13 protein-coding genes and 3 pseudogenes are annotated in these 17,538 nt (G+C 54.2%); 4 read left to right on the top strand and 12 right to left on the bottom strand.

Features of this window, described 5'->3' with window-relative positions; genetic code table 11:
- Nucleotides 1-131 precede the first annotated feature (131 nt).
- The 6 genes from KP707_RS15940 to KP707_RS16925 form a co-directional block, all read right to left on the bottom strand.
- Nucleotides 132-1,445, bottom strand: coding sequence for a Zn-dependent hydrolase (locus tag KP707_RS15940; RefSeq protein WP_215751924.1), 1,314 nt, complete (start codon nt 1,443-1,445; stop codon nt 132-134).
- Nucleotides 1,446-1,478: 33 nt separating this feature from the next.
- A complete protein-coding gene (locus KP707_RS15935) occupies nt 1,479-1,904 on the bottom strand; it encodes a VOC family protein (protein ID WP_215751925.1) in 426 nt (141 codons plus the stop codon).
- A gap of 143 nt (nt 1,905-2,047) precedes the next feature.
- Nucleotides 2,048-3,364, bottom strand: coding sequence for a CapA family protein (locus KP707_RS15930; protein ID WP_215751926.1), 1,317 nt, complete (start codon nt 3,362-3,364; stop codon nt 2,048-2,050).
- A gap of 21 nt (nt 3,365-3,385) precedes the next feature.
- Nucleotides 3,386-4,681: an MFS transporter gene (locus KP707_RS15925; protein ID WP_215751927.1), complete on the bottom strand. Its 1,296-nt coding sequence runs from the start codon at nt 4,679-4,681 to the stop codon at nt 3,386-3,388.
- Nucleotides 4,682-4,764: 83 nt separating this feature from the next.
- Nucleotides 4,765-7,125, bottom strand: coding sequence for a TonB-dependent receptor (locus KP707_RS15920; protein WP_215751928.1), 2,361 nt, complete (start codon nt 7,123-7,125; stop codon nt 4,765-4,767).
- Nucleotides 7,126-7,351: 226 nt separating this feature from the next.
- Nucleotides 7,352-7,753 (bottom strand): transposase, encoded by a 402-nt coding sequence (locus KP707_RS16925; protein ID WP_252348920.1) that lies wholly within the window; start codon nt 7,751-7,753, stop codon nt 7,352-7,354.
- Here KP707_RS16925 and KP707_RS15910 point away from each other — a divergent pair.
- Nucleotides 7,685-7,950: pseudogene (locus KP707_RS15910) on the top strand (IS481 family transposase); the annotation flags it as partial. The gene KP707_RS16925 and the pseudogene KP707_RS15910 overlap by 69 nt on opposite strands.
- On the opposite strand, the pseudogene KP707_RS15905 reads toward KP707_RS15910, so the two are convergent.
- Nucleotides 7,948-8,707: pseudogene (locus KP707_RS15905) on the bottom strand (IS5 family transposase); the annotation flags it as partial. The pseudogenes KP707_RS15910 and KP707_RS15905 overlap by 3 nt on opposite strands.
- A 303-nt stretch (nt 8,708-9,010) precedes the next feature.
- On the opposite strand from KP707_RS15905, the gene KP707_RS15900 reads away from it, so the two are divergent.
- Both KP707_RS15900 and KP707_RS15895 read left to right on the top strand, forming a co-directional pair.
- On the top strand, nt 9,011-9,880 hold the full coding sequence (locus tag KP707_RS15900) for a LysR family transcriptional regulator (protein WP_215751930.1): 870 nt from the start codon (nt 9,011-9,013) through the stop codon (nt 9,878-9,880).
- Between the two features lie 34 nt (nt 9,881-9,914).
- Nucleotides 9,915-10,793, top strand: coding sequence for a LysR family transcriptional regulator (locus KP707_RS15895; protein WP_215751931.1), 879 nt, complete (start codon nt 9,915-9,917; stop codon nt 10,791-10,793).
- Between the two features lie 296 nt (nt 10,794-11,089).
- Here KP707_RS15895 and KP707_RS15890 read toward each other — a convergent pair whose 3' ends face one another.
- The 5 genes from KP707_RS15890 to KP707_RS15870 form a co-directional block, all read right to left on the bottom strand.
- A complete protein-coding gene (locus KP707_RS15890) occupies nt 11,090-12,172 on the bottom strand; it encodes an IS5 family transposase (protein WP_173578274.1) in 1,083 nt (360 codons plus the stop codon).
- Nucleotides 12,173-12,290: 118 nt separating this feature from the next.
- Nucleotides 12,291-13,232, bottom strand: coding sequence for an AEC family transporter (locus KP707_RS17165; RefSeq protein WP_173585212.1), 942 nt, complete (start codon nt 13,230-13,232; stop codon nt 12,291-12,293).
- Nucleotides 13,233-13,315: 83 nt separating this feature from the next.
- A complete protein-coding gene (locus KP707_RS15880) occupies nt 13,316-14,947 on the bottom strand; it encodes an NAD-dependent malic enzyme (protein ID WP_194690193.1) in 1,632 nt (543 codons plus the stop codon).
- Between the two features lie 172 nt (nt 14,948-15,119).
- Nucleotides 15,120-15,737: a response regulator FixJ gene (gene fixJ, locus KP707_RS15875; RefSeq protein ID WP_215751932.1), complete on the bottom strand. Its 618-nt coding sequence runs from the start codon at nt 15,735-15,737 to the stop codon at nt 15,120-15,122.
- The gene (locus KP707_RS15870; RefSeq protein ID WP_194303387.1) at nt 15,734-17,194 is read right to left on the bottom strand and encodes a sensor histidine kinase; all 1,461 of its coding nucleotides are present in this window, start codon (nt 17,192-17,194) and stop codon (nt 15,734-15,736) included. The genes fixJ and KP707_RS15870 overlap by 4 nt, the downstream gene beginning before the upstream one ends.
- 172 nt (nt 17,195-17,366) lie before the next feature.
- On the opposite strand from KP707_RS15870, the pseudogene KP707_RS15865 reads away from it, so the two are divergent.
- A pseudogene (locus KP707_RS15865) lies at nt 17,367-17,538 on the top strand (IS5/IS1182 family transposase); the annotation flags it as partial.

The following is a 17,538-nucleotide window of genomic DNA, read 5'->3' as shown; positions in this document are numbered from 1 at the left end:
ATACTCCAATCAACACAGGAAAAATGGAATCACAAAGGCAGCCTCAAAACCAAGGGGGTCGTCGAACCCTCCGGATGTTCATAGCGATTAGTCAACAAACTCGACGCAAAGTCTAAATCCCTGAAAAACATTTATGCAACAACAGTATCGTTTGATAAAGCACGCTTGCGCAACAGCCGTCCCAGCAGACTGGTTCCCAAGAGAAAGTCTTCCATTTCCATGCTCTCGTCGGGGTTATGACTGCCATTTTCGTTTCTAACAAACAGCATTTCCGTCGGGACGCCTTGCCCCGCGAACGTTGCCGCATCATGACCGGCCCCGCTAGCCATTGAAACGACTGGTATGCCCATTTCCATTGCGAGATCTCTTAACTGCGCCTGAATCGTCTCATCCATGATCGCCGGTGTACTTTGCGTGCGTGGTCCGAGATCGACGCAGACCGTGAACTCCGCTTCGACCGACCGAGCATGCTCGATGACTTGCGCGTTCATACGCTCCAACAGCGTTTCGTCCCGCGAACGGATATCGATTACAAGTTCCAGCTTTCCTGGAACGGCTGCAAAATTGGCTTGCGCAGGGTCTGTCTGACACACACCAAATGTAAGTGTCATATCTTCGCCAGCGGCTTCAACGGTTTTCCAATCCGTGTGAAGGGCCATCATCATGCTGGCACCTGCCATGACAGCATCCGAACGAAAACGGCGCGGCGTTGCCCCGGAATGGGCGTACTGACCGTGAATGACGGCTGAACGGTATCGTGTGCTGCCGCAGATGCCAGTTACGATCCCGACGGGAACGTCGGCCTCCAGCAGGACCGGCCCCTGCTCGATATGAAGCTCCACGAAACAGTCGATTTTTGTCGGGTCCAGAACGGGCGCCCTGCCACATTCTTCCGGTTTTGCACCGCAGGCCTGCATATGTTCGCGCAACGTCACACAGTCATCACTGCGCGGTGTTTCGAGAGCATCGGCATCCAGCAGTCCGAAAGCCGTCCGACTTCCCAGATAAGAAACCGGAAACCACACGCTCTCTTCCGCACGGGTTACGATCAGCGTTGTGTCCCGTTCCGGCTGAAACCCTGCCGTGGACCATGCACAAAGGATCAGGAGCCCAGCCACCGCTCCGGCCGCACCATCAAAGTTGCCACCGCATGGCACCGTATCCAGATGCGAACCAGTCATGACCACAGGCAGGGCACGATTACGCCCCGGAAGCGTGATGAACAGGTTCGATGCCCAGTCTCTGCGGATTTCCAGTCCGTGTTCCCTGGCGATCTCCTCAAACAGGGCATGTGCCTGGTTCTCACCTTCACCGTAGGACGGACGGGTCATTCCCCTCCCGTCAAAACCGATATCATACAGGCGATCAAATATCAGCTTCGCCAGTTCGGGATCAGGAACCGAACCGACAGCGGCGGTATTGGAAGATATCAGGGAACTGGACACAAAAACTCCTCTCTGGACCGGGGTAATGGAGACTTACTGCTTCACAAAAAGCTGTTTCATGTCAGCGAATGCCTTGAACTCCAGCGCATTGCCTGCCGGATCACAGAAGAACATCGTTGCCTGTTCCCCGGGCAGGCCTTCAAAGCGGATCTGTGGTTCCAACCCGAAAGTAATTCCGTGGCGTTTGGCGCGTTGAGCAAGATCTTTCCAGTCGTCCATATCCAGAACGACACCAAAGTGGGGAATGGGAACATTGTGCCCGTCCACTGCTCCACCTTCGGCATCTCCTTTACGACATGCGCCAGGAATAAGATGGGTGACGATCTGGTGGCCATACAGATCGAAATCAATCCAGCTGTTCGTGCTGCGCCCTTCCGGGCATCCCAGAATTTCACCGTAAAAGTTACGGGCAGCCTCAAGATCGTCGACCGGGAAGGCAATATGAAACGGATTAGGCATCTCTACACCGGAAATTAAGAAGAAATACAGAAATAACACGCAAAAACAGCGCACTACAGAACGATTATATGGCTTCTAATGAAAGAAAATATTGTCTTTGCAGGGCGTTTCACTTTGGAACCCCCTGCAAACAATATGCTGTATCACTCCTGTTTCAGGATCAGCTTTCCTTTGCTCCGCGTAAAGCTGACACCATATGGCGCACAGAGGGATTCAAAGCGTGACAGGATACTCTCGCCTTCTTCGCCTTCCGCAAGGAAAGGCAGGCCGCGCGTATGGGCGCTTTTGCCCAGTCCGAGCGAAACGGGATGGATTTCCATGGATGACAATGTCCCGTCTTCCGCGAATTCGCAGATCGGCAGCAAGGTTTCCCAGAAACGGCGGTCAGCAGGGAAGCCCTTCTTGTCGTTCAGGGTCCGGGTCTTGTAGACTTGATGGGGCGTTACATCGGTGCGGACTTTATAGAAGGTATAGGAATCCTCGGGCAGCATATCGACGAGTTCATTCTGGCCGATGAAGTTTCCAAGGCTGTAGAAGATTGGTTTACCTTTATAGAGCTCCATGCCTTTCAGCAGGTGCTGACCGTGGCAGACCACGATATCGGCGCCCTGATCGATAGCGTCACGAGCAAACGCTTTCAGAAATTCTCCCGGTTTTTCCCAACTGATTGTGCCATCCGCGTCATATCCGACTTCATGGGTATGAACACTGACGATCACCACATCAGAAACGATCCGGGCTTCACGGACCCAGCGCCCGATCTCTTCAAGATCCCGCGCATTCGGAGTGGTAAGGATACGGGTTGCGCTGCCTTCGACGAAACGTGTTCCATCCAGTGTCAGCGTCCCTTCCGGAGCGGGATAGCCGAAGCCGAGCTTGATCTGTTCCTGCTTGATTTTTTCCAGTCCAAGGCCTGCGGAAATCTGCTGCAGCACGGACAGCTCTTCCGGTCTGACCTGATAGGTCGTGCTGAAATGCAGCGGATTAAGGCCGGGGCGCCCCTGCATGCTGCGGGTCTGATCGGCGGCTTCCTGCCCACGCGCAAACGTTGAACAGCAGGAGAGCATTGAAACCGTGCCTTTAGGATGGCTGAAATAGGCTGGCCGACGCGCTTCCTCAAGGGTCAAACCGACGCCGGAATACAGGATTTCGCGCTTTTTTAGTTCTCCGATTGCGATGCGAAGACCGGAAATACCGTAATCTAGGCAGTGATTAGTAGCGGCCGCGAATAGGTCGAAACCTGCGGTGCGAAGTTCGTCCAGAATCCAAGGATGGGCACTGAAATGAGAACCGCCATGATCAAGGGCAGGGTCCCCCTGATAGTCGCTTGGCATGATCTCCAGATTTGTGAAGGACGCATCGCAGTCCCGGATCATGTCAAACAGCGGGGCGCAGACCGTATCAATATCCGTGTTCAGCCGGCGCAACACAATGCTGTCACCCGTGAGGCAGACTTTCATATTCAAATCTTTCAATTACAGTTACAGAATTTCAGAAGGAACAGGAGAAACGGATGGTGCCGTGATCCTGCGCGTCACGGACCACAGAATGAGAGCGCCGACGGCAACTGTTACGGCCATGCACAGCATTCCTGCTGACAGTGTTCCTGTAATGGAAGTCAGCTTTCCGACAACCATGGGACTGATCACTCCGCCCCACAGACCGACGGCATTGATCAGAGCAAATCCGCCAGTTGCGGCACTTCCCTGAAACACGTTGGCAGCCATGGCCCAGAACACCACGTAAGAGGCGTAGATCCCGGCCGTAGCGCCTGCGAGAACGATCATCTTCAGAACGAAGATGTCCGGAATTACAGTTGTCAGCAGAAAACACAGGCTCGCCAGAACTGCGGGTGCATAGCAGTGAAAGCTCCGCTCTTTAAGCCTGTCCGAACGCGCGCTCCAGTACGCCATCGAAGCCACGGACACCACATACGGGAAGGAAGAGTACAGTCCGACGGCGACAGAAGAATGGACACCGGACTCATGGATGATGGACGGCAGCCAGAAGTTGAGCATGTACATTCCGGCCATAAGCGCAAAGAAGCCTAGTCCCAGAAAATAGATGGAGGGATCCCGTACGACGGCGGAGAACTTCACATGACGCACATTCTGCCGCACGCTCCACGTCTCGATCATGTGGCGTTCCTGCGCGGACAGCCATGACGCATCCTTCGGAGCTCTGGGCAATAAAAATGCAACGATGATTCCCAGCAGGATAGAAGGAAGACCTTCGAGAAGGAACATCCACCGCCACCCTGCCAGACCGGCAACCTGATCGAAATGGACCAGAATCAGCCCCGATATCGGGCCAATGATAATTCCAGCCAGAGGCAAGGAGAGTTGGTGCCAGAAAATGACTGCGGACATCCGGTTTTCGGGATACCAGCGAGCGAGATAGTAAGTGCAGGTCGGAGCAAACCCAGCTTCAAAAACCCCCAGCAGAAAACGCAGGACATAAAAACTGTCACGGCTGTGGATGAAGCCTGTCGCCGCTGATGTCATACCCCACAGAACCATAATTCTGGCGAATGTCTTGGGTGCGCCCACACGCGAGGACCAGAGACTGATGGGAATCTCGAACAACACTAAACCGACGAAAAAAATTCCGGCAGCAAACCCGAACTGCGCCGCGGTTAGTCCCACATCCTGAGAGATATGACTACGTGCAAACCCCAGATTGGTACGATCGATACTGTCCATCAGGTAGATCACAATGATCCACGACATGATCCGCCAGTTCAGACGATGGTAAAGTTTGGTCTGCTTTTCGTTCATCAATACCGTCTCCCCCGTGACAACGGATGCTTTCTGCAAGAAAAGCACCCGCTACCTTAAAGTATTTCCGGAATATTCCGGTGTCAGAAATTATAAGAAAAACGGCCGCCTACGAATCTCGGTTGTCCGGAAATGCCCATGTTGACCGTTGTCGCGAGCGTACGGCTGACGATGTAGTCACGGTTGAGAATATTCGTGGCATAAGCCGTCACAGCCCATCGTCCCTTGAGCGGTTTGAGGGTCACACTCCCATTCATGAGAAAGTAAGCTGGCAGCAGATAGGTTCCGGTACCCCGCGGGACAGTATTCTGGGCACCACGATATGAATAATCCCCCTGAAGCGTGATGACATATTTCCGAAAAACGGGTTTCGTCTCGTAGGAAATACTTCCGTTCAGCGTCAGCTTGGGAATGCCCGTATCTGCACCATCATAACTATCTGTAATGGATTTGTACTGTCCGGTCTTGGCGTAATAGGCCGTGACAGCTTGCACGTTCAGAACTTGGAAATCATCATAGGTCCCACGCTGATATCCGACGTTCTGCGAGAGTGTGAGTCCGCGGAAAGGATGGGCACTGATCGAGAGTTCCGTTCCGAAAATATGTGAACGAGGTACATTGACATAGGAGCCAACCGTTCCCCATCCGGGCACTAGAATATATGAGAAATACTGCTGGTCATGGTAGGAATCCCAGAACGCGGCGCCATTGATTCGAAGACGGTGATTGAAGAATTCGCTCTTGAACCCGACTTCATACGCCATAAGCCATTCTGGCTTGAAGCCTGCGGCTTGCTGCTCCGTCAGGGTTGTATTAGCGGTGAAGCCACCCGGCTTCACACCGCGGCGAATATCAGCATAGAGCATCGCGTTCTGTAACATTTGATAATTGATGCCGACTTTTCCCGAAAACTGGTTTGTCAGCGCCCCATGGTTGGGGAAAACCTTTGAATAGGTTTTGGATAACGTTATTGGATCGTACCGATAAACGGCGTCGTCAAGAAACTGGCGATCGTCGCTTTGATGCTCCAGAGCAAAAATCAGGTGAAGTTTGGGTGTCAGGGCATATTTCAGGGTCGCGAACTGCGAAAAATTCTGCTGCGGCTGAACATGAGCACTGTCCTGAAAATAATATTTTCCGGGGCGATCCGTGTAGTCAAACCAGTTCTCGCCCGAAGCGCGTACACGATTGTAATACATGCCAGCCGCCCATTCGAGACGGTTATGAAGCGCCAGTCCTGTGAGACGTATTTCTTGAGAGAACACATTCATGCTGCCTGTAAGGTAACTATCTCCTGAACGATAGGCTTCGGCGTCACGATCAATATACTCATGGCGCTGCTGTTGCTGGAATGAAGAGATCGTTGCGAGGTGGGCCCATCCGAGGTCCCGGTCGGCGTTGAGATTGATGCTCCACTGCATGTCGTTATAGGACGGCTTGCTGTTTGGAGAGAGCCCCAGAATCTTGGCGTATTGCGGGTTAAGGCTCCAGCCGGTTACGTAGATATCCTGATCGCGTGGGAGGATATTGTTGCTGTCGGATAGAATGAACCCCGCCTGTGCTTCCGAGGAATCCTGTGACCAGTTGGCGGTCAATTTGATGTTCGTCTTGTCATCGGGCTGCCAGGCCAGCTTTCCACGTAGCGCGCCTTCGTTTGCCCGTCCAATCGACTCACGATTTACTCGGTTATAGCGAAAAGCTCCGCCCTGCAGCATCTGACCGGCAAGCCGGAACTGCAGCCGGTTCGTGATCGGTGCGGACACGTAGAAATTCGTCTTGCTACGTGCGTAGCTCGCGATATCTTCAGATGCACCGTAGTGAAGGGTCTTAGTTGGATCGTTGGTCGTAATCCGCACTTCACCGCCCGTGTCGCCAAGTCCGTGCTCGAAACCCACAGGACCGGGCTCCACCCCCACGGATGCCACGTCAAACATCTGACCGGAGCTCATTGCCGTGATAGTATACGGCACATCGTCAAAATAGGTCATGACCGAAGACATATTGTTCTGGGTATAGTCCTGCATGCCGATGCCGCGTAGGTAATAGTCCGGAACGTTAGAGCCACCCTCAGTCTGGATCGTAAGATTGGGCACCAGATTCTGGATATCTTCGACGGTCGTAACATGATGCGTTACGAGGTCTTCCGCAGTCAGATTAGTGATATTACCTGCACGGCGCTGATCGGCCCCGAAACCAAACGCTCGACGATTCGTCCTGACGCTGATGACTTCGGGACGATCCTGCTTTGCCACTGAATGGTGCACGGGTGTGACATTAACATCCACATGCCTGGACGGGGATACACGGCGGTTTTTGTCTTTTTGCGAAGTACCCGCATAAGCCGCTGCCATCGAAAGGCATCCCGTACAAACAGATAGCATCAGGAAGTCGCGGAATGCTTTTCTCATGACAGAACCCTGCCGTGCAGCCCGAACCGTAATCATCCTGAACTCCTGCTCATGAACCGATCCCATTGCAGACCGGCAACATTTATGTTCCATATCCAAAACATATTTAACTTTCCGGATATAGCGATTTCTGTTTGATTTAGAAGATAATAAAACTATCCTATTGTGGAAAAAAAATTCAAAAAACCAGCAAAAGCTCGTATATCTCTGCAATTAAGATTTTTATAAAAATGGAAAAAACGTTTTTTAGTGGGACATGTCGTCAGTTAATCCCGATGATGGCAGAAGAGAATTGAACTGCTGCGAGGAATGTTGATTTCAGCCTATCGTATCTTATTGCAATGCCTCTGAACTGCTTCAATCTAACGAAAAACCGTTCGATTTCATTTCTTTTGTTGTAGATTGCGAAACGAATTTTCCTTGGATAGCGTCGGTTCCCGCTTGATGAAATAACCGATGTGATCTGACGTTCTTCTAGCTTTTCTATAAGCAAATCAGCCTCGTAGCCCGTGCCGGTGATAAAGGCTTTGGGATCGACTTCATCGAGGAGAGGTCCTGCTTCGGGATGTCGGCTCTTTGCCCTAGCGTCCCAGTCCCCGAACCGCACGGGCAGGTTGAACGGATGAACAGGACGATCAAGGAAGCAACCGTCAAACGCTTCCATTACGACAGTCATGAGCAGTTGAGGACACACCTCAACGACTTCATGGCAGCCTATAGTTCGGGCGAAGGCTCAAGACCCTTAGTGGCCTCACACCTTACGAATATGTCTGCAAAATATGGACTTCAGAGCCAGAAAAATTCATTATCAATCCAATCCATCAACCCCCGGGACCAAACACCTCGGCTCAAGCCACATAGCCAGAAGATGACGGTTGCTGCGAGGCAGGTGGCGAAGAAGAAGATATTTGGGCATCTGTCATAGCGTGTTGCGACCCGCCGCCAGTCCTTGAGCTTTCCGAACATAATCTCGATGCGATTGCGGCGTTTATATTTTCTCTTATTGTATTTGAGCGGTTTTCCGCGAGATTTCCGTCTTGGAATGCAGAGCTTTATCCCTTTCTCTTCCAGGGCGTCTCTGAACCAGTCGGCGTCATAACCCCGGTCCGCCAGCATCCATTATGCAGCAGGAAGACTGTCCAGCAGGGCAGCGGCACCGGTATAGTCACTGACCTGTCCTGCTGTCATGAAGAAGCTCAGCGGTCGTCCGTTCTGATTCGTGACCGGCATGGAGCTTCGTATTCATACCACCTTTGGGGCGACCGATCAGGCGTCTTGGATCCCCTTTTTTAGCCGCAGGCTTGAAGCCGTGCGGTGCGCCTTGAGATAGGTTGCGTCAATCATGAAGATCTGAGGCTGGCTCCGCCTTCGCGGCAGACAGGCCGTCCATCATCCGCATGAAAATGCCAATGTCGCCCCAACGTTTCCAACGGTTGTAGAGCGTCTTGTGGGGGCCGTATTCCCGGGGCGCATCCCGCCAGCGCAGACCGTTGCGGTTCACGAAAATGATGCCGCTCAGCACGCGACGGTCATCAACGCGGGGTCTGCCGTGGCTCTTTGGGAAAAAGGGCCGCAGACGCTCCATTTGTTCGTCCGTCAGCCAAAACAGATCGCTCACCTTTAGTCTCCTCGCAGAGCCTGAATCAGATTTCCGCAATCAAATCAATAGGTCCTGAGCGCAGGAACACCTCACGCGATCACGAGCCCTTTTCATTCATAACAAACGATAGCTTAGGACGTCTTCCCCGTTGCACACAAAGGATGATCTACGTCGCCAAAGCAATGACGCTGACTGCCATTTAACTTTTCCAGTCTTCAGAGACGCTAAAAAAACCGAAATTCTCTTCAGACGTCCTTGCGATTGGCATACCATGGACGCTGAAGAAATCATTTCGATCTCAGAAACGAGAGACATTGCACTTTGGATACACGCTTTCTGGAAAGCTTTATCGCCATCGTGGAACGAGGTTCCATTGCTGATGCCGCGCGACAGCTCTCGCTAACCCCTGCCGCCGTTTCGCAACGAATTAAGGCTCTTGAGGATCAAATTAGACAACCTCTACTGACCCGTGCCGGCCGCACGGTGACACCGACCTCTGCTGGCCTTGCTATCATTGAGAAGAGCCGACAGCTCATTAAGGGCATTGAAGAGCTACGATCCCTCGCCTTTCAGGAAGAGTTTGCCGGAGAACTAAAAATCGGTGCAATTTCTACGGCACTGACCGGAATTCTTCCCTTTATGCTGAAAAAGTTTTTCATTGAATACCCGCAAATTGACCTACATGTAACACCAGGTCAATCGATCAAGCTGTATCATGAAGTCTTGGAAGGACAACTAGACTGCGCGATCATCGTCGAACCACCTTTTAGTATTCCCAAGACATGCGGCTGGAAAAGGCTTCTATCGGAGCCTTTAATAGTGCTAGTCCCGGAAGATTGTACTGAAAAAGACCCTCTGAATATTCTCAAAAACAATGTTTTCCTACGCTATGATCGTAATCAATGGGGAGGGCGCGTTGCCGATACCTTCCTTAAAGATAACAGAATTTTTCCTAAGGAGCAGCTGGAGCTGGACTCTCTTGAAGCCATCGCACTGATGGTTAGTCAGGGTATTGGTATCTCCCTACTACCAGATTGGCTTCCGCCTTGGCCGGAAGGACTCAAAGTGCGGAAGATTCCAGTCTCCAGAACCCCACCCCAACGTCATATCGGCCTGCACTGGCTACGCGCCTCACCACATGCCCATCTCATCAAGACCATGGAGCCATTCCTCATTATCAAGAAGGTCTAAGGGTCCATATTTTTCTCATTCCGGATAACTGTTTATGGAAACACGTTTTCTTGAAAGCCTGCTCATTGTTATCGAACAAGGCTCCATTGTAGGAGCCGCACGCCAGCAGCACCTGACACCTGCAACCGTCGCTCAGCGGATACGTGCACTGGAAAAGGAGATTGGCTGTTCCCTTGTCCAGCGGGACGGACGCAATGTGCGCCCGACCGAACATGCTTTAGCAATTCTTGAACAAAGCCGTCGTATCATCACATCGGTCCACGAGCTTTGTGTAATAGCGACAAGCGACACTCCTGTCGGCAAGCTTAAGCTAGGGGCAATTAACAGTGCCGCGAATGGCCTGCTCCCCCCTCATCTGAAACGCTTCTTCGAATATTTTCCGGAAATCGAACTACACATCATGCCCGGATCATCTTCCACGCTTTACAATAGTATTCTGGACGGGACCCTTGATGCGGCCTTCATCGTGGAGCCTCCGTTTAATATTCCGGACACCCATATCTGGGAAACCTTGCGATCGGAGCCTCTCATCGTCCTCGTCCCAGGAGAGGTAACAGAAACTGATCCGCATGAAATCCTGCGCACTTATCCCTTTATCCGCTATGATCGCAATCAGTGGGGAGGACGTCTAGCGGATGATTATCTGAGACGCACCGGCATTTGGCCTCATGAACGGCTGGAGCTAGATGCGCTCGAAGTCATCACGACTATCGTTAACCAAGGAATCGGCGTATCTCTGATTCCGGACTGGTCTCTTCCATGGGCGCGAGACTTTTACCTGAAAAAAATTTCACTCCCAGATCCTGTACCATACAGAAATCTTGGATTTCTTTTTCAAAAAGATACACCTAAAAGACCCCTTGTCGATCGGCTTCTTAATATTCTCAAAATGGAGAGATCGAAGAGCCCTTGATTGATGTGCTTGGCCGGTAATTTCTGGCTTTTGGCGATTTGATTGACGTCGCTTTGGGTCATTTTTGACCTGCGTTTTGAGCAGATCGAGTGTTGTCCCTCGCTGGATGGCTATGCGTTTGCATTCAGTCTTTCGAGGAGGAGGAAGCGGCGCATATTATAGATGGAGAGATCGAAGAACCGTTGATTGATGCGTCTGGCTCCTGATTTCAGAGTTTTGGCGTGCTGATTGATGGCTCCTGGGGTGGCTTTCGCTCTGCGTTTTGAGCAGATCGGGAACGATCATCTGCTGGACTGCTACGCGTGGGCGTTAATCCTCTCGAGGAAGAGAAGGCGGCGCATATTATAGACGATATTGGCCAGTCCGATCCTCATGGTTGCACGAGTGATACCCACTGTCCGGATGAACAGTCCGGTCTGTGACTTCTGATCAGCAAAGACATGCTCGACACGTGACCGGATAACGGACTTTCCGGCGTTGGATTTCTGGATGTGCCGAGGCATAGGCTTGAGATGCGGCTTTTTCCTGTGGACCTTCGAGACAAAGCCCTGCTTCTCCATGAAGTCTTCGTTGGCTTTTGAGCGATAGGCTGTGTCTGCCCAGACTATTGAGGCCGTATTGGTTTTATCCAGCAAGCCCTCTCTCAATCGCGCACCATCACTGGCGGCGGCATCGGTTGTTTTCCATTTCCGGATCAACCGAAATTTTCGGTCGATGGAGACATGGGATTTGTAGCCAAAGAATGGGATGGCAAGATCTGTTGCGGGGATCGTCCCATCCTCCTGCCGCTTTGCTTTCGTGAACTTCAGCGTCCACCGCGCATGCCTGTCCTTGTGGGACAGCTTTGACGGCTTGTCCTGCCAGTCCTGTGGGATCCGCCCTTCACGCAGATCCGCTTTCTCAGCATTTGTGTTGCGCTGCCTGGGAGCCGCGACCAGCGTTGCATCCAGGATCTGCCCTGACATCGGGAGATAACCAGCGTTCCGCAGGGTTGCATCAAAGCGATTGAACAGACCATCGACCGCACCCGCCTGTGTCAGACGCTCGCGAAACAGCCAGACCGTTTTGGCATCGGGCACGCGATCTGACAGCCCCAGACCAAGAAAACGCATGAAGGACAGGCGGTCATTGATCAGATATTCCGTCCGTTCATCGGACAGATTATTCAGCGTCTGGATCACCAGGATTTTGAACATCAGCACCGGATCAAACGGCGGACGGCCGCCTTTGCTCCCGTCCGCATAGGCCAGAGCCTTCTCCAGGTCAGGACGGAATACTTCAAAATCCACAGTCCGGGAAAACGCTTCGAGCTGGTCACCAAGCCCACTCAGACGAGCCAGGCGATCTTCAACATCAAAAAAACCGGGCTGCATCATCATCCATCCCTCATCGTAAGATGAACGATGGAATCACACACAGGGCCTCATAACCAGAGAGTTTTTCGAACCCTCCAGGTCTTAAAACCAGAGAACTTTTCCAATCATCTATTTTTTTGCGTTATATCCACTCGCATATAGCGACAGTGGCGGGAATGACGACGACCATGCCGAGCGTCGTGAGCAGCATGATGCTGGCTGTTTCTACCTCGCACTTCCCATACTGCTGGGCAAACAGGGCAGACGGTGTGGAGGTAGGCATCGCACTTGCGACAAAAGCTGCTTTCGCCATAGCGGATTTTAGTCCCCATGCCTTGAGGGCGACGAAGAAGACTGCTGGTTGCAAGACGACACAGACGAGCGATCCCAGTATAACGGTCCTAGATCTGAGATTAAGGGAATAAGACGCAAGCGCGAGCCCGCAGGCGAAGATCGCCGCTCCTGGTGCGCAGACTGCTAGAGGCTTGAGCACGGACACGGAAACCGGCGGCATCGTCAGACCGGACAGAGACACGATGGTGCCCAGCACCGGTGCCCACACAAGGGGGTTCTTGATCGTTTTTCCAAGCGTTCGGGCCAACGAGGGTCTCGACGTTTCTGACCTGGACGCGCTCTCGAGCAGGTAGATGACGACTGAAACCTGTAAGAGGTTTGTGACAACCGCAGCCAGACCGACTACGCCGCCGCCGACCGTATCGCCATAGATTGGATCGAGGACCGTCAGGCCATAGATCGGTGCGGCTGTGGAGGACACCGCATAGCCGAGGAGGACTGCGGTCAGCCGGTCGCGCGTCATCATGCACAGGACGAGATAGCTCACGCCAAAGAAGAGCGAATATCCGATGATCATGACCACAACGAGTGGCCCCTGCTGAAGGAGCAAGTCGCATTTGAAGGACGCCATGCTGAGGAAGAGCGCAACCGGCAGGGCATATTTCAGCGCGAAATGACTGAAACCGATGGCCTGATCGTGATCGAAATCCTTGTACTTCCCGGCCAGATAGCCCAGCCCGAATATGAGGACAACCGGAGCGATGGCGGCGACGAGTATCACGAGATTCACGGATCTGCTCCGGGTTGGTGAGAGAAGGCGTCATCATCCCCGGTGATCGGCTCGAGCCGATCACCGGGGATGACTTAGGTGTGTCAGAGTTCCTTGTAGACCGGCTTGTAGAGCAGCCCCTCGATCCAGGCGCGGATATTTTCCGGACGCTCGACGGTGGCCTGTCCACTATCGAAGATATGCTCCGCAACCCGCGTGGCCGTCGTCACTTCGGTCTCCAGGATGTTGGCTTGGAGCGGGAACAGCATGCCATGCTCGCGTGCGCTCGGCCCCACCTGATCCGCTGTCGCGGCGGCGGCGGTGATGAACATATCGTCCGTGATCCGCGCGGGACGGGTCGCGTAAACGGCGAGGCCGATTGCCGGAAAGATATAGAAATTGTTGGCCTGTCCCGGGTGGTAGCTCTTTCCCTGATATTCGAAGTCCGGAAATTGGACTCCAGCGGCGTATAATGCTTTGCCTTTTGTCCAGGTATAGGCCTGCTCGGCCGTACATTCCGCCTTGTTCGTCGGATTGGAGAGCGGGAAGATCACCGGCCGCTCGTTCAGTTTTGCCATCTCGCGGACCACCTCCTCGGTGAATGCGCCGCCGATGGTGCTGACGCCGATCAGAATGGTCGGCTTGAAGGTTCTGACGACCTCAAGAAGATCTTTCGTCGGTTTCGCCTCGTGCGCGAACGGCTTCTGCCACTCGTTGAGATCGGTCCGGCTGGTCTCGATCAGACCGTTGACATCGATCAGTACGATACGCTCACGCGCTTCGGCCTCGCCCAGACCCGCTTCGACCATCGCCGAGACAATCATACTTGCGATACCGATCCCGGCTGAGCCTGCGCCCAGAAAAAGGACGCGCTGATCGGCGAAAGTCTCGTTCTTGATCTGCAGTGCCGTGGTCAGGCCTGCTACCGCGATCGCTGCGGTTCCCTGAATATCGTCATTGTAGCACAGGACCTTGTCGCGATAGCGGGCGAGAAGCCGCATCGCATCGGTACCTTTCCAGTCCTCGAAATGAATGCAGACACCGGGAAACACGTCTGTAGCGGCTTCGATAAATGCCTCTGAGATCAAATCCACCTCCGCTTCGTCTGGCGGGAGCTCGCGCAGACCAAGATAAAGCGGATCGGCCCGGAGCGCCGCGTTCGTGGTGCCTATGTCCAGTAGCACAGGCAGCAGCGCCTCGGGCGGCACCCCCGCGCAGGCGGTGTAGAGCTGGAGCTTGCCAATGGGAATGCCCATGCCGTTAGCGCCGATATCGCCAAGACCGAGAATACGGCCGCCGGTGGACACACAGATGAACCGAACGTCTTTTACCGGCCAGTTGCGCAGAATTTTTTTGAAGCGACCTTTCATGTCGCGCGTGAGATACATGCCCGCGCTGCCGCGATAGATATGTCCGAATGCCAGACAGGCATCAGCCACGGTCGGATCATAGACAATCGGCACAAACCGCGCGGGGTCGGACATCAGCGTGTGGTAGAATAGCGTCTCGTTCCTGGCCGCCAGGCTCATGAGATAGATGTAGCGTTCGAGATCATTCGGCTTTGCGGCGAGTTGCGTCTGAACCCTCTCCAGTTGCCGGTCGATGTTTTCCACAGTCGGAGGAAGCAGACCTTCAAGGCCGAGCGATTGACGCTCAGTCATTGTAAAGGCGGTTTCCTTGTTGCGGGCGGGGTTGTTGAGGATTTCCTGTCCCCGGATCGTGCTGGCCTGGCTCATGTGTTCTCCTCGCGGTTCGACGGCGTGCGGAAGTCATGCGCTTCGTTCGGAACGGCCGCTGCTGGATGACTGAATGTCATCTTGGGCCCACCCGAGCTCCAGCGCATCCGGAAAACTACGTACGTAAAACCTCCTAAGGGAAACGACCCGTCCTGATTTCAGGTCGACTGTGTTATCGCGGCCGCTCCGTGGCTGTCAGCGTCATCCGCACGAGTTCAGACAGGCTGCGAGCGTCCATCTTTATCATGAGATTGGCCCGATAAATCTCTATCGTGCGCGGGCTTATCCCAAGCTCCCGGGCGATGACCTTGTTCGATTGACCGTCGACGAGGCCACGGAGAACCTGTTGCTCCCGCGTCGTCAGAGCGGCGATCCGCTGGCGAATGACATGTGCATGCGCGCGTTCGGCGCCGTTCTCGTCATCGCACCGCAGAGCGGAGGCCACCGCGTCGAGAATGGTATGATCGTCGAACGGCTTTTCGATGAAGTCGCGGGCGCCGGCTTTCATGGCCTGCACCGCTAGGGGGACGTCAGCATGCCCCGTGATCACAATGACCGGGAGAACCGTCGCGCGCTTCTGGAGACGGTCGACAAGAGCGATGCCGTCCATGCCCGGCATCCGGATATCCGTTATGATGCATCCGCACTCGACCCCGTCGAGGATAGCGAGGAACTCATCCGCCGATGCGTGGGTCCTCGCGGTATGTCCCGATGTCAGCAACAGGAAGGCAAGGGATTCGCGTACGGCTTCGTCGTCGTCGATCACATGGACGATACCATCCGGGTTCATTCGCCAAACTCCTCTGTCCTGGCGCAGGGAAGAGTGAAAAGAAAGCACATCCCTCCCCCGCGTTCCCGCTGCGCTCCGATGCGTCCTCCATGAGCCTCCACGATGGTGCGGCAGATCGACAGCCCGACTCCCATGCCATGATCCTTCGTCGTTGAGAAAGATTCAAACAGCCTGCCCGCAATCTCGGGGCTCACACCGGGGCCAGTATCCGTCACGCGGATCCGTGCCATGCCTTCGAAAGCGTCGACCGCGACGACCAGACGCCGTTCGTCACAGTCCTCCATGGCCTCCACGGCGTTGCGGATCAGGTTGAGGAGGACTTGCTGGATCTGAATCTTGTCCGCGATAACCTGATCGGCCCCAGAGTCCAGCTGAAAGGATACGTCGATCCCGCGCTCCGCAATTCCGACCAAGGCCAGCGTTGCCATCTCTTCGATAAGCGCCCGCAGGCTTTCCAGTCCCGGCTCACCTTCTCCCCGAGACACGAAGTCCCGCAACGACCGTATGATCCGACCGGCCCGCAGCGCTTGCGCGGCCGCCTTGTCCATGGCCTCTTGCACGCGCGTGCTCTGCCCGTTCTCGGCTTCCAGGAGACGGCGTCCGCCGTTGAGAAAGTTCGTGATGGCCGTCAGAGGCTGATTAAGTTCGTGAGCCAGTGTGGCTGCCATCTCGCCCATGGCTGACAGGCGTGAGATATGTGTGACTTCGGCCTGCAACTGTCGCACGCGTCGGTCCGCTTCCTCGCGTTCCGTGAGGTCGCGAAGGAACGCGATTGTAAAGGAGCCCTCTCCTGATGTCAGGCGTCCGGTAGACAGATCAACGGGGACAGTCGTCCCGTCTTTCCGACGGGCGACTGCCGCTATTCCGTGCCGATCGGAGACTGGAGCCGTTCCGAGTTCGGGGACGATGTCTGCGATATTCGTCCCGATCGCCTCTGCCGCATTAGACCTCAGAAGTGTCTCCGCCGCGTTGCTGAATGATTGCACGATGCCGCGCTCGTCGAGAATGATGATAGCGTCGGGAACTGCGTCGAGGATGGCGCTGAGATGCGCCTCCCGCTCAAGGATACGCTGCGCCATCGCGGCCGTGCGCCGACGGGCACGTAGCAGCCATTCGCCACCACACGTGATCAGGACGCAGAGTGTCGCGAACAGGATCGTCTCGACCCAGTTTTCGATCGGCGGCGCGCCGTCATGCGCGAGAAGGAGGCAGCCGATCACTGATGCAAGTGTGGCTGCGGCTAGACCGGAAAAGAGACCGCCGATCACCGCGCCGACGAGCACTCCCGGAAGCAGTAAGAGAAACAACGTCCTGCCGCCGAGAAACGGATTGATCAGGAAACGTATGAGCGTCCCCAGTATCACGAGCCCGAGCGCGTACGAGGAGGCGGCCGCGAAACTGCGATGGCGTGCCAGCGCACCGGTCTCTTGAGGCGGCAGATCCCAAAAGTCCCTCAATGACGTTCTCCTCACCGAATGGTCGGCGAACGACCTCGCCAAGGCGAGTCAGTATTACTACGTAATAGCCTCATTCATCAAAACATTGCACCTGGAGGGTTCTAAAAACCCCCTGGTTTTGAGGTCTTCTGTATGATTCTATTTCTTCTGCGTTGATTGAGGGAATGGCGATATGAAGCAGTCTGGTTTCTTTGATGTTGAAGAGCGTCTTGCCCGGCTGAGTGGGCTTGGCGATCAGCTCGAAGCGTTTTCCCGGACTGTGGATTTTGAAGCGTTCCGTCCTGATCTGGACAAGGCCCTGGCGTATTCCGATGGAAGCAAGGGCGGACGACCGCCATTTGTTG

It is taken from the genome of Gluconobacter sp. P5E10, assembly GCF_018812145.1.
GTDB classification, from domain to species: Bacteria; Pseudomonadota; Alphaproteobacteria; order Acetobacterales; family Acetobacteraceae; genus Gluconobacter; species Gluconobacter cerinus.
Note: the sequence above shows the minus strand (reverse complement) of the source record. Positions and strands in the feature narration are given on the sequence as shown.